Genomic DNA, 13171 nt, shown 5'->3' with positions numbered 1-13171 from the left:
AATTCAATTGTTTATAGCTATTATTGTAAACGACTGAAATAGTCCCGAGCCTAAATGAAACAAGAAGAAAAAAAAGCCTTCATATTACTTAAATCTCTCATCTTTCACTATCATGGATTAGATGAGGATGAAGAAAAGATTCTCAATGCATCTGCGGATGCTTTAGATGCGCATAAAGAACTTGAATGGGCCAACGCTTTTATTGCCGAGGACTTTATTTCTGCATTCGAAAGATGTCGCCAGTATTTAAAGAAAGAAATAGGTAGTCTTCCTAAAGAAACCAAAACTAAATATCTGTTTGAAGTCTGGGAAGACAACCAAAAGAAAGGTTACCTAACCGAAATGGAAGCAAATGCTATGCTCAATCTGGCTAAGGATTGGGATCTACACGAAGAACTAATGACTAAAGTTCGTGAAGAGTAAATAACCTAGTTACCCTAATTCCTCAGCTAAAAATCTAGCAGTATGACCTGCATTAATTTTAACTACTTCTTCTGGTGTACCTTCAGCTATGATTGTACCTCCACCGACACCTCCTTCTGGTCCCAAATCAACAATGTGATCGGCAACCTTAATTATATCTAAGTTATGTTCAATAATCATTACAGTATTTCCTTTTTCTACTAAAATATTCAGTACATCCAGCAAGTGTTGGATGTCTTGAAAGTGTAAACCTGTAGTAGGCTCATCTAGTACGTAAAAGGTTTTTCCAGTATCTTTTTTTGATAACTCTGTAGCTAACTTAACTCGTTGAGCTTCACCACCGGATAAGGTAGTAGCGTGCTGACCGAGAGTAATATAACCCAGACCTACATCTTTTAATGTTTTAATTTTTCGAACGATTTTTGGTTGGTTTTCAAAAAACTCTACTGCCTGCTCCACAGTCATATCCAAAACATCTGCAATGGATTTTCCTTTAAATCGAACCTCTAAAGTTTCTCTGTTATATCTTTTCCCTTTGCATGTTTCACATGGTACATAAACATCTGGAAGAAAGTCCATCTCTACCAATTTCATTCCTGCTCCTTCACACGTTTCACATCTCCCACCCTTGACATTGAATGAAAAACGTCCTGGTTTATAACCTCTAATTTTAGCCTCGGGTAACTGTGTAAATAATGACCGGATTTCCGTAAATACTCCTGTATAAGTTGCTGGATTAGACCTAGGTGTACGACCGATTGGAGACTGATCAACTTCAATAATTTTATCTACATTCTCCATTCCTTCAATAGATTTATAAGGCAATGGCTCTTTCCTAGATCGATAAAATTTCTGATTAAGAATAGGAACGAAAGTTTCGTGAATTAATGAAGACTTTCCACTTCCTGAAACGCCCGTCACACAGATCATCTTACCCAATGGAAGTTCTAAATTCACTTTTCTAAGATTGTGACCTGTAGCTCCAAAAAGCTTAATTGATTTGCCATTTCCTTCTCTACGCTTCTTTGGAATTTCAATAGTCAAATCTCCATTCAGAAAGCCAGCAGTCTTAGTGTTGTTATTTAGAAACTCTTTAGGACTACCTTGAGCTACTATTTGGCCTCCATGACGACCTGCACCAGGTCCTATGTCAATTATATGATCAGAGTCTAACATCATGTCTTTGTCATGTTCTACTACGATCACTGTATTACCTAAATCTCTTAAATCTTGAAGCGCTTTGATCAGCTTGACATTGTCTCTCTGATGAAGACCAATACTAGGTTCATCTAGAATGTAAAGCACACCAACCAACTGAGTTCCAATTTGTGTAGCTAATCTTATACGTTGAGCCTCCCCACCTGAGAGTGTCCTGAGCGGCCTATTCAATTCCAAATAATCTAAACCTACATCTAGAAGGAAAATAAGTCGTTTTCTAATTTCTTTTAGAATTTCTTTGGCGATCACATTTTGACGATCGCTGAGTCTAGATTCAATATCGTGAAACCACTCTCCTAAATCTTTAATGTTGAGCTGTGCAAGTTCAGAAATATTCTTACCGTCAATCTTAAAATGAAGAGACTCTTTTCTAAGTCTTGCTCCATCGCAAGTAGGACAAGTCACATTAGAAGTAAAATCACTGACCCACTGCTGAAGTTTTTCACTTCCTCCCTCACGATGTTTCTCTAAAAAAGTAATTATTCCTTCGAATTTAGTATTCCATTCTGTACCTGGATACTTTTTAGATTCTACTGAAACTGGCTCTCCATCACCATGTAGGAGTATATTGACGACTTCGTCACTAAGATTTTTAATTGGGTCGGTTAGTTTGTAACCATGTTTAGTAAGGATTGCGGATATCTTTTTAAAGATCCAAATATCTCTATAATCGCCAAGGGGCGCAATTCCTCCTCTACTGATGCTCAACTCTTTATCAGGTATGATATTATTTTCATCAATTTGCTGAATTGTTCCCAAACCGTTACAATCTGGACAAGCACCATAAGGTGAATTGAATGAAAACATATTGGGAGCCGGATCGTCATAAGCGAGTCCTGTCTCTGGATCCATCAAGGTCTTTGAGAAATGGTGTAGATCATCATCTTGGTCTAAAACCATCATTATACCGTGCCCTCTTTGAAGTGAAGACTTGACCGAGTTATTAATTCTGTTCTTGTCTTTTTGGTCAACTAGTAGTCGATCAACCACTATTTCGATATCATGAATTTTATATCTATCCACTTGCATTTTGGGCACTAAATCCTGAACCTCTCCATCGATTCGTACTTTAGTGTAACCCATTTTAGCAATCTGAACGAATAACTCTCGGTAATGACCCTTACGCCCTTTAACAACTGGTGCTAAAAGTGTAATTTTTCTCTGATCAAAATTGGAAAGTATATGATTAAGAACCTGTTCTTCGGTCTGCTTTTCCATTTTCTTTCCTGACAGATAAGAATAAGCATCACCAGCCCTGGCAAATAACAAACGCATAAAATCATAAATCTCTGTCACTGTACCTACAGTAGATCTAGGGTTTCTACTCGTTGTTTTCTGCTCTATACTGATAACAGGTGATAAACCATTGATTTTGTCAACATCAGGCCGTTCCATATCTCCCATGAAACTACGCGCATAAGCTGAAAAGCTTTCCATATATCGACGCTGCCCCTCTGCATATATAGTGTCAAACGCTAACGAAGACTTACCGCTTCCACTGATTCCAGTGATTACGACTAATTGATCTCGTTTAAATTTTACATTTATATTCTTAAGGTTATGCTCACGTGCTCCATAAACCTCTATGTATTCGGTATGGTCATTTTCCAGAACCTCAAGGGTGTTGCTTTCCAATTCGTTTGTCTCCATTTAATCTGTTGGGAGTTTGGTAGTCTATGCGGACTTCTCTGTGCATCAACATTGATACAATAGGCCATTAAAATAAATGACAAGTTCAATTCGCAAAGAGCTGCAAAAGTATAATGGTCTGTATTGGTAATTCTAAAAATTAGGTGAAAGACTGTATTTCTTGTAGAAATTATCAATTGCATCTACTGCCTCGTCCGCAGTATCAACGATTATAAACAAATCCAGATCCTCTGGACTTATATTCTTTTCCTTTTCAAGCATTACATTCTTGATCCAATCGACTAACCCTGACCAATAACTAGTACCAACTAAAACAATTGGAAACTTCCCTATTTTATCTGTTTGAATCAAAGTCAATGCCTCAAATAATTCATCAAGAGTACCAAAACCACCAGGCATAACTATAAATCCTTGGGAGTATTTTACAAACATTACTTTTCGAACAAAGAAATAATCAAAGTTAAGAAGCTTATCCTGATCTATATATATATTATTACTTTGCTCAAATGGTAAATCAATATTTAACCCTACAGAAACTCCATTCTCCAAGTTAGCCCCTTTATTGCCTGCTTCCATTATCCCTGGTCCTCCACCAGTAATAACTCCATACCCAGTCTTTACTAGCTTTGAACCGATGTCTTTAGCAAGATGATAGTACTCATTTTCTTCAGGCGTACGAGCTGAACCAAATATTGAAACACAAGGACCTATTTTAGCCAACTTTTCGAATCCGTCGACCATTTCTGCCATCACTTTGAAAATTGCCCAAGAATCGGCAGTCTTAATTTCATTCCAGTTTTTTTTCTTAAGTGCTCTTAAAATCTTTTTGTCGCTCATAGTATATTGTTTTGGATAGGTGTTGTGAATGGTTGATAAAAATAGTTTGATTGAATTAGATCCGAACGATGGACGAACAAATCAATACCTATAATAAATCAATAAGTGCATTTTTTAAATTAGTGTGCTTAAAATCAAACCCCAAAGACTTTATTTTTTCATTAGAAACACTGCTTCCCTTCAATACAATTTCTGACATTTCTCCTAACATCAATCTCATTGCAAAAGCTGGGACATTAGGAAGTATTAGTGGTCGTTTCAAAACATTAGCTAATGTGGTAGTGAACTCACTATTTGACACTGGAGGATTGCTAACAGCGTTATAGGCACCTCTTGCGTCTTCTTTTTCAATTGCAAATTCTATCATCCTACAAATATCTTCTCCGTGAATCCAACTAATCATCTGTTCGCCATCTCCAAGTGGAGCGCCTACCATCATTTGAATTGGTTTTTTCATTTTTCTCAAAACACCTCCTTTTGCATCAAGAACAACCCCAATTCTCATTTTCACTAATCTGATATTCAATGCGGTGAACCTATCAGCTGCTCGTTCCCATTGCACACAAACATCTGCTAAAAAATCACTCCCTGAAGAATCTTGTTCACTGAATAATTGAGAGGCACTACCATATCCATAATAACCAATTGCCGAAGCATTAATTACCACCTTTGGTTTTTTAACTAATGACTCTAGATTATGAAAAAGACATTCAGCTGAATGCACTCTACTATCTAGAAGCAGTTGCTTTCTTTCTTCAGTCCAAGACTTATCTGCTACACCAGCCCCAGCTAAATTCACTACGGCAGTTACACCGTCAAGAGCACCTTTTTCTATGTAGTTTTTTGTTGGATTCCACTCATAAACAGCAGCGTTTAAGTGTCGAAATTTGTTCCTTGATAAGATGTTTATTTCATAGCCTTTGCTTATTAAATAGTTAGTAAGGCGTGATCCTACAAGTCCACTACCCCCTGCAATAACAACTTTCATATTGGTTTAAATCTTTCGTATTAAGCCTTTTTTAAAGTATTTCACTATTTTAGGAGTTCTTGCAAAATCACAACTTGCAATAAACACCCCAAATGGAAAGATATTTAGAATTAATCATTTTGCTATCTGGCTTTGCCATTATCAGCATTGCTGCCAGTAAAATAGCTCTGGCATTTCAGCGCTATAGATTACCAATTATTACGGGATTTCTTTTCACAGGGATTATCTGTGGACCATTTGTTTTAGAATTAATACCAATTGAGTCAATTCACCGACTAAACTTTATTAATGAAACTGCTCTTGCTTTCATCGCTTTTGCGGCTGGCTCGGAACTTTATTTTCGAGAATTGACATCCCGAATTCAAAGCATAAAGTGGAATACTATAGGACAGCTATCCTTCTCTTTTGCTTTTGGTAGCTTATTTGTTTTTTTTCTTTCAGACTTCATTCCTTATATGAAAGAAATGAGTGTTGCTAGCAAAATAGCTGCTTCACTTTTAACAGGAACTGTTTTTGTTGCCAGATCGCCTGCAAGTGCCATTGCAGTTATTAAAGAACTGAGGGCTAAAGGCCCATTTACTCAAACTGTCATGGGAGTAACAGTAGTTAAAGATTTTGCTGTTATTATTCTCTTTTCAGTCTGTTTTTCTTTTGCAAAGTCTCTTGATACAGGCACCAAATTTGACTATCTAAGTATTCTGCTTCCTATCATCGAAATAGGTCTTTCGTTCGGTATTGGATACTTATTAGGCAAAATTTTAGAGTTGATATTAAAATTCCATCTCAGAATTGAGCTTAAATCATTAATACTTCTTTTTTTGGGGTACGGGGTTTACTGGTTCAACCATTGGATACATCATTTTAGTAGTTTACTCGATCATGAAATTCGAATAGAACCTCTGATCGTTTGCATTATCTGTAGTCTCTATATCACAAATTATACTAGACATAAACCTGAGTTCTTGAATATTCTAGAGAAGACTGGACCAATGGTATATGCAGCTTTCTTTACACTAACGGGTGCTTCACTTAATATCAATACATTCATAGCCATCTGGTTTATTGCTGTATTCTTCTTCTTCATCAGGTTGATTACCATTATAGGAGGTTCATATTTCGGAGGAATAATGGCCAAAGACCCTTGGAAGTTTATTCACCTTGGTTGGATGCCATACATTACACAAGCTGGAGTAGCTCTTGGCCTTTCTACTCTTGTAGCCAACGCATTTCCTACTTGGGGTCCCCAATTTGCCACTATGGTGATTGCTGTAATCGTTATTAATCAAGTGGTGGGCCCTCCAGCCTTTAAATATGCGCTTACTAAACTGGGAGAAAATAGAAACCGAGCTACATTCAAAACCGATGGAATCCGTGATGCAATCATCTTTGGTTATGAAAATCAAAGTGTTTCATTAGCTAGACAACTATTAGCCAACGGCTGGAAAGTACAAATTGCAACTAGAAAGAAAAGAGGAACTTTTGATATTCCTGATGACATCACTGTTAAGCACATTCCAGGTGTGACTCTGGAAACAATGAAGCAATTAGGAGCCGATAAGACTGAGGCAATTGTTTGTATAATGTCAGATAAACGCAATCTTGAAACTGTTGAAATTGCTTATCAGAATTTTGGTACACCAGACATCATTGTAAGGCTAAGTGATAGAAAGTACTATGAAAAGTTCATAGCCCTAGGTGTAAGAGTTGTAGATCCATCTACTGCTATGGTAAGTCTAATGGACCATATGGTTCGTTCTCCTCAAGCTACATCGCTTCTTTTGGGTATGGAAAAAGGTCAAGACACTAGGGATCTTGAACTTCAAGATCCAAACCTACATGGTGTGACTTTGAGAGATTTAAGATTACCATCGGATATTTTGATCCTTTCTATTCATAGAAATGACCAAATGATTATATCACACGGCTTTACTCGACTTCGCCTGGGAGATGTAGTGACATTTGTTGGATCGAAAGAAAGTTTGGATGAAATGACTGTCAAGTTTGACCATGCTTAAAATCAAAGCTCTTCCTTAAGCACAAAGGCTACGCTGAAACGACCTTTTTCTTGATTCATTTCGAGCTTAGAACGATGCAATTCCAAAATTTCTCGAACAATCTCCAAACCAAATCCGATAGAATGAGTCTTATCCTCACTGATTTCTTGAGTAGTATCGTTACTAATATTAAACTTGACTTTACCTCTGTTTTCTCTTTTCAATTCAATGTTGATTACGCCTTTTTGAGGAGTGTATTTTATAGTGTTACTAATCAAATTTGTCAAAACTTGCCTCATTCTACTTTCATCAACTATGACTTGAATGTCTTCTTCCACCTTATACTGAAAAATTAGGCCTTTGTCTGCGCCAATTCCTTCGTAAGATCTAGCGGTTTCTAAAATCAGGGTAGATAAGTTAGTCTCACTTTTCTCCATCTTAATTTTACCAGTACCCATAGCTGTCATAACTAAGATAGTTTGAACAATTTCTAAACCTCTATCAGCGCATATCTTGACCGTTTCTTTAATATCTGTAGAATTTATAAAAGCAGATAACCCTTTAATATTGGATAGAGGTCCTCTAAGATCATGTGCAACAAATCCAGTCAATTTTAACAACCGCTCATTTGTTTCCCTCAGCTCCTGTTGCTGCTTGGCATGTTCAATTGCGATTCCGATATTTCCAGCCATTAAGGCGATTAAATCCCTTTCGGGTTCAGAAACCCCATTCTTTCGTGGAGTGTGAGAGGTAAAATTAAAGGTCCCATATATCTCCCCTCCAACATGAATAGGTGATGATAAATAGGATTCTAATTTCATATTGACATATACTGGATGGTTCTTCAATTCATCCAAGTTCCCAACTTGGGCATAACCTATAACGGAGTTAGTCTTAACAACTTGAGCACAATAAGTATCCGCCAAAGGAAATTCCATTTCCTTTTTAATTGCATTGGACTTGTCCAATACATCAATAACGATGTATAAGTCGCCATCGACTCTGGAAATTATCCCCATTTCCATTCCAAAAATTTCTAATCCAGTAGCTATATAATTCTGAAATAGCTGATCTATATTTTGAAAATTTTTAACCGTTAGATGATGGATTTTTTTTAGGTTATTTGCGAGGCCAATGGCTCTCTCTAATTCAGTTTTGGAAGAGTCAATAGAAAAATACTCTTCATTTGCAATAAAGTCTTGTCCTAGGTGCATGGTTGGTTTTAATAGGTGTTATTTAATCAGTAAGACGGGTACAGGAAGGACGTATTACTAATAATACTCATAGAATATAATCAATTTTTGTATCAAAATGTCCTTATGATGACTTAATGAAAGTTGTATGTTGATAAACGACTAGACTTTTAAATAAATAAGTTGATAGAACTCAGTGAATATTCTTTCAATCATCATCAATAATGAACTTTTAACATTAATCATTCCCATAGGAAACTGGTCAACCTATATTTGCGACTCAATTCGGTCTCTAAGACCATTTTAGAGCAAAATACTAATCACATGAACAAGAAGGTAATTCTTATGATCTTGGATGGATGGGGACTAGGGACTAACCCTGAGGTGTCTGCCATCGCTAAAGCCAACACTCCATTTATGGACTCTATGTACGCTAAGTACGCTAATAGCAAACTTGAAGCTTCTGGCCTTGCGGTAGGTCTTCCTGAAGGGCAAATGGGCAACTCTGAAGTTGGACACATGAATATCGGTGCGGGTAGAGTAGTTTATCAGGATTTAGTAAGACTAAACAACGCTGCTACCGATGGTTCTCTTGCTAGCAACGAAACTTTGGCAGAGGCCTTCACTTACGCAAAAGACAATGACAAAGCTGTTCACTTTATTGGACTAGTATCTGATGGAGGTATTCATGCACACATTAACCACCTAAAAGCCATGCTAGATGGTGCTGCTGCGGCTAGCGTTGAAAATGTATTCGTTCATGCTTTCACAGATGGAAGAGATACTGACCCAAAAGCAGGAAAAGGTTATTTAGCAGATCTACAATCTCACATGGAAAAGACTACTGGACAGATAGCGAGTATCACAGGTAGATACTATGCGATGGACAGAGATAAGAGATGGGAAAGAGTAAAAATGGCTTGGGACGCTATGGTCAATGGAGCTGGCGAAAAAACTTCAGACATTAGCAGTGCTATGCAGGCGTCATATGATTCAGACGTGACTGACGAATTCATCAAGCCAATTATCAATACTGATACCAATGGCAAACCTGTAGGAAAAGTAGCTGAAGGTGATGTAGTAATTTGCTTCAACTTTAGAACTGATAGAGGAAGAGAAATAACTGAAGCTTTAACTCAGAAGGATTTCCCTGAGGTAGGTATGTCAACTTTGCCATTGAAATACTACACGCTGACTAACTACGATGATACGTTTAAAGATGTCACTGTGATGTATGATAAAGACAATTTAACTAATACTCTGGGCGAAGTATTAGAGTCTGCTGGTAAGAAACAAATCAGAATTGCTGAAACAGAAAAATATCCACACGTAACATTCTTCTTCTCGGGAGGAAGAGAGGAGCCATTTGAAGGTGAGTCAAGATTACTTTGCCCTTCTCCAAAAGTGGCAACCTACGACTTGAAGCCGGAAATGAGTGCAGAAGACATTAGAGACAAAATCAATGCGGAACTTGAAAAAGGTGAGGTTGATTTCGTTTGTTTAAATTTTGCTAATCCAGATATGGTTGGACATACGGGGGTATTTGAAGCAGCTGTAAAAGCTTGTGAAACTGTAGATGGATGTACTAAATCAGTTGTAGAAACTGCGGTAGCTAACGGATACTCTCCAATCTTAATTGCCGATCATGGTAACCCCGACATCATGATCAACAAAGATGGTTCTCCTAATACTGCTCACACTACGAATTTAGTACCTTGTATTTTCGTAGATGAAGATATCAAAGAACCAGTTAAAGATGGTAAACTTGGTGACTTGGCACCTACAATCTTAACGATGATGGGTGTTGATATTCCTGCTGATATGACTGGGGATGTATTGATTTGATCGTCAATTCAACTTAAAATATATTGAAAGGCTCGCCGATGGTGAGCCTTTTTTATAAATAAACAGATTAACCGCTCTTATAACTTTGATGCTTTCTCTACCAAATCGATAAGTTCACTTTTAAACCCATACTGGTCATCTAAGTCACTCATCTTTAACCAATCAGAAATCTTATTGTAACTACAATCTCCTTTATATTGAGACCCTCTGAGTTGCATCCCAAATGCCGCAACTCCAGCAACAAACTGCATTTGATCAGAAGCATTTGAGAAGGATTTGCCCGAGTCAATTACATCCACTTCCAATAAATTACTTTTATCTGCATCTGGGTTTTTATATCGTAACTCTACCTTGGCAGATGGTTCATCATTAATCTCCACCGGAACTACTTCATACAGTGCTGTAATATTTTGTCCTGCTCCTATCTCACCAGCATCTTCTTCGTCATCATCAAAATCCTCTTCATTCAATACCCGGTTTTCGTATCCAATGAGTCGATATGATTCTACCACCTGTTTGTTGAATGACACTTGAATTTTAACATTCTTAGCTACACTATGAAACTTCATTTTATCATAGCATAAAGACCTTCTTCAACTGCTCTATATTATCAATATACTCGTAAGTTCCATTTCCATGATTAGCCATTTGCTCCATTACTGAATCGTTTAAATTTCCTCTCCCGACTCCTAGTATCGTGATGAAAATCCCCGATTCCCTTTTCTCTTCTAATAGCTGTACTAATTCTTCTTGATCAGAAATTCCAATATTAAAATCTCCATCTGACCCTAAAACAATTCTATTGTTTCCTCCTTCAATAAAATGATCAGTAGCTATTTCATAAGCTGTAACTATACCTTCAGCACCTGCTGTACCTCCTCCGGCACCAAGTTTACTAATAGCCGATACAATAGTATTCTTTTCACTGACAGGTGTAGACCTTAATAATATCTCAGCCGCGCCCGCGTAGGTGACGATTGCAATTCTGTCTTCAGGATGTAGTTCATCAACAAGTCTAGTAAATCCGGCTTTGAGCAAATCCAATTTATCCTCTGCTGCCATAGATCCAGAAACATCAATTAAGAAGACATAATTAGAGCGAGTACTTGACAAATCGATCGACTCGCCTTGAATACCAATTCTTAGTAGTCTATGCTCGGTATTCCAAGGACATTCACTGATTTCGTTATTCAAACTAATTGGATGTTCAGATTCTTTGTGAGAATAACCTAGATCAAAATAATTAATCAACTCTTCGGTTCGCACAGCTCCCAATGGTGGAAGCTGTTGATCTTGAGTAATGAATCGACGGACATTAGCATAACTAGCTCCATCTGCATCAATTGAAAAGGTAGACACACTCTGCTCTACTGTTTTTACAAATGGATTTTCACCATAATCGGAGTATTGATCTCCTAATTCTACGTCAGAGAAATACCCGTCCTCCCCAAAACTCGCAGACTCGTCTAATTCCTCACAAGAAAAAACTAATAGAGCAATAAATGCTAAAGCAATACTGAACAACTTCATGATAATAGATTTTGGTAGTAACTCATCTCGATTTTATTGACACTACCAAAATCTATTTAGTTGGAATGAGGCATTACGCTTTATTAAACTTCCACCCTTTTCCAGTCTCCTTTTCTAAACCAAACGATGCAAGCCAATGCGTGCAGTGCAAATGAAATAGCTACACTTATTATAGCCCCTTCAAACCCATAGTCAAACTTGAACGCTAATAAGTAAGCCATTGGTATCTGCATAACCCAAAAGAAGATGACGTTCATCAAAGATGGCGTTCGAGTGTCTCCTGCTCCATTAAATCCTTGACTGATAATCATCCCATATGAGAAGAAAATGTATCCCAAGCAAATAATTCGTAACGCGGTAATACCGTAATTAATGACAGTTTCTTTTTCTGCAAAGAGCCCTACAAACTCTGGGGACCAAACGAAAAAGATCACTGAAACCAAAAATAAAAATACAGTATTCCAATGCGCAGTAGTCCATACGGATGTTTCTGCTCTATCAGGTTGTTGTGCTCCTAGATTTTGACCAACTAACGTGGCTGCGGCATTAGCTAAGCCCCATGATGGTAAAATCGTAAATACAATAATTCTAAATGCGATTGTGTAACCAGCAAGAGCTTCACTGCCAAATTCCGAAATAATTCTTACTAAGAATAACCAACTAGCTGATTCAATAAGAAATTGCCCCATTCCTCCTAGACCAATAGAAAAAATATCTTTGATAGTCTTCAAACGAATCTTAATATTTTCAACAGTCAGCTTAATCAATCTAGTTCCACTGATAAGTCCAATCAACTGATAAAATACACCTAGAGAACGTCCTATGGTAGTAGCAATAGCCGCACCTTCTACTCCGTATGCCGGTATAGGTCCCCATCCGAATATAAACAAGGGATCAAGCAGTATATTCAGGCCATTTGCGATCCAAAGTGAACGCATGGCCATCGAAGCGTCGCCCGCTCCTCTATAGATAGCATTGAGCAAAAAAAGTAGAATAATACAAAGGTTCCCACCAAGCATCACTTTGGTATATCCATATCCAGATTTGACTAACTTCTCAGAACCACCCATTAGTCTAAGAATATCCTCAGCATAAAGAATTCCAACAACTGAAATCGCAATTGAAAACAAAGCTGAAATCAAAATAGTCTGAAAAGCAGCGTCACCTGCCCTTTTGTATTTTTTCTCTCCTACTCGACGTGATACTATTGCTGTGGCAGCCATACTTAAACCTATACCGATAGAGTAAACTATCATCACTACAGACTCTGTAAGGCCTACTGTTGCTACGGCGTCTACACCTACTTTGGCTACAAAGTATACGTCAACTACTGCAAATAGAGACTCCATCACCATCTCTAATACCATCGGTACGGATAGTAAAAAAATGGCTTTATTAATGCTTCCAGTGGTAAATTCAGACTCTTCGCCTTTAAGAGCAATTAAAAAATAGGTGTAGAATTTATTGAGATTACTGATTATACTTTTCATCGG

At 37.5% G+C, this 13171-nt stretch carries 10 protein-coding genes; 3 read left to right on the top strand and 7 right to left on the bottom strand.

The genetic code is table 11. The features are described 5' to 3' along the window. The first annotated feature begins 54 nt into the window (after positions 1 to 54). Complete coding sequence (locus DKG80_RS19185; RefSeq protein ID WP_109832997.1) at positions 55 to 423, top strand: hypothetical protein; 369 nt, start codon at positions 55 to 57, stop codon at positions 421 to 423. A 9-nt stretch (positions 424 to 432) separates the two neighbouring features. Here DKG80_RS19185 and uvrA read toward each other — a convergent pair whose 3' ends face one another. The 3 genes from uvrA to DKG80_RS19170 form a co-directional block, all read right to left on the bottom strand. Continuing rightward, a complete protein-coding gene (uvrA, locus tag DKG80_RS19180; protein WP_109832996.1) occupies positions 433 to 3291 on the bottom strand; it encodes an excinuclease ABC subunit UvrA in 2859 nt (952 codons plus the stop codon). A gap of 132 nt (positions 3292 to 3423) precedes the next feature. Next, a complete protein-coding gene (locus DKG80_RS19175) occupies positions 3424 to 4128 on the bottom strand; it encodes an LOG family protein (RefSeq protein WP_109832995.1) in 705 nt (234 codons plus the stop codon). An 88-nt stretch (positions 4129 to 4216) separates the two neighbouring features. Then, the gene (locus DKG80_RS19170) at positions 4217 to 5116 is read right to left on the bottom strand and encodes a TIGR01777 family oxidoreductase (protein ID WP_109832994.1); all 900 of its coding nucleotides are present in this window, start codon (positions 5114 to 5116) and stop codon (positions 4217 to 4219) included. A gap of 92 nt (positions 5117 to 5208) precedes the next feature. On the opposite strand from DKG80_RS19170, the gene DKG80_RS19165 reads away from it, so the two are divergent. Next, complete coding sequence (locus DKG80_RS19165) at positions 5209 to 7131, top strand: monovalent cation:proton antiporter family protein (protein WP_109832993.1); 1923 nt, start codon at positions 5209 to 5211, stop codon at positions 7129 to 7131. A gap of 2 nt (positions 7132 to 7133) precedes the next feature. Here DKG80_RS19165 and DKG80_RS19160 read toward each other — a convergent pair whose 3' ends face one another. Further along, positions 7134 to 8324, bottom strand: a complete 1191-nt coding sequence (locus tag DKG80_RS19160; protein WP_109832992.1) for a GAF domain-containing sensor histidine kinase — start codon at positions 8322 to 8324, stop codon at positions 7134 to 7136. Positions 8325 to 8627: 303 nt separating this feature from the next. Between DKG80_RS19160 and gpmI the strand changes: the two genes are divergently transcribed. Further along, the gene (gene gpmI, locus DKG80_RS19155; RefSeq protein WP_109832991.1) at positions 8628 to 10148 is read left to right on the top strand and encodes a 2,3-bisphosphoglycerate-independent phosphoglycerate mutase; all 1521 of its coding nucleotides are present in this window, start codon (positions 8628 to 8630) and stop codon (positions 10146 to 10148) included. A gap of 77 nt (positions 10149 to 10225) precedes the next feature. Here the strand turns inward: gpmI and DKG80_RS19150 are convergent, their stop codons facing one another. The 3 genes from DKG80_RS19150 to DKG80_RS19140 form a co-directional block, all read right to left on the bottom strand. After that, positions 10226 to 10717, bottom strand: a complete 492-nt coding sequence (locus tag DKG80_RS19150) for a YfbK domain-containing protein (RefSeq protein WP_109832990.1) — start codon at positions 10715 to 10717, stop codon at positions 10226 to 10228. A 4-nt stretch (positions 10718 to 10721) separates the two neighbouring features. Continuing rightward, the gene (locus DKG80_RS19145; protein WP_109832989.1) at positions 10722 to 11678 is read right to left on the bottom strand and encodes a vWA domain-containing protein; all 957 of its coding nucleotides are present in this window, start codon (positions 11676 to 11678) and stop codon (positions 10722 to 10724) included. Between the two features lie 83 nt (positions 11679 to 11761). Further along, positions 11762 to 13168, bottom strand: coding sequence for an MATE family efflux transporter (locus tag DKG80_RS19140; protein ID WP_109832988.1), 1407 nt, complete (start codon positions 13166 to 13168; stop codon positions 11762 to 11764). Positions 13169 to 13171 lie beyond the last annotated feature (3 nt).

The sequence above is a fragment of the Reichenbachiella versicolor genome (genome assembly GCF_003171675.1).
GTDB lineage: Bacteria > Bacteroidota > Bacteroidia > Cytophagales > Cyclobacteriaceae > Reichenbachiella > Reichenbachiella versicolor.
This window is presented reverse-complemented; position numbering and strand designations above follow the sequence as displayed.

Coding starts and splice junctions, on each gene's coding strand:
- DKG80_RS19185 (WP_109832997.1), top strand. CDS start 55: ATGAAACAAGAAGAAAAAAAAGCCTTCATATTACTTAAATCTCTCATC.
- uvrA (WP_109832996.1), bottom strand. CDS start 3,291: ATGGAGACAAACGAATTGGAAAGCAACACCCTTGAGGTTCTGGAAAAT.
- DKG80_RS19175 (WP_109832995.1), bottom strand. CDS start 4,128: ATGAGCGACAAAAAGATTTTAAGAGCACTTAAGAAAAAAAACTGGAAT.
- DKG80_RS19170 (WP_109832994.1), bottom strand. CDS start 5,116: ATGAAAGTTGTTATTGCAGGGGGTAGTGGACTTGTAGGATCACGCCTT.
- DKG80_RS19165 (WP_109832993.1), top strand. CDS start 5,209: ATGGAAAGATATTTAGAATTAATCATTTTGCTATCTGGCTTTGCCATT.
- DKG80_RS19160 (WP_109832992.1), bottom strand. CDS start 8,324: ATGCACCTAGGACAAGACTTTATTGCAAATGAAGAGTATTTTTCTATT.
- gpmI (WP_109832991.1), top strand. CDS start 8,628: ATGAACAAGAAGGTAATTCTTATGATCTTGGATGGATGGGGACTAGGG.
- DKG80_RS19150 (WP_109832990.1), bottom strand. CDS start 10,717: ATGAAGTTTCATAGTGTAGCTAAGAATGTTAAAATTCAAGTGTCATTC.
- DKG80_RS19145 (WP_109832989.1), bottom strand. CDS start 11,678: ATGAAGTTGTTCAGTATTGCTTTAGCATTTATTGCTCTATTAGTTTTT.
- DKG80_RS19140 (WP_109832988.1), bottom strand. CDS start 13,168: ATGAAAAGTATAATCAGTAATCTCAATAAATTCTACACCTATTTTTTA.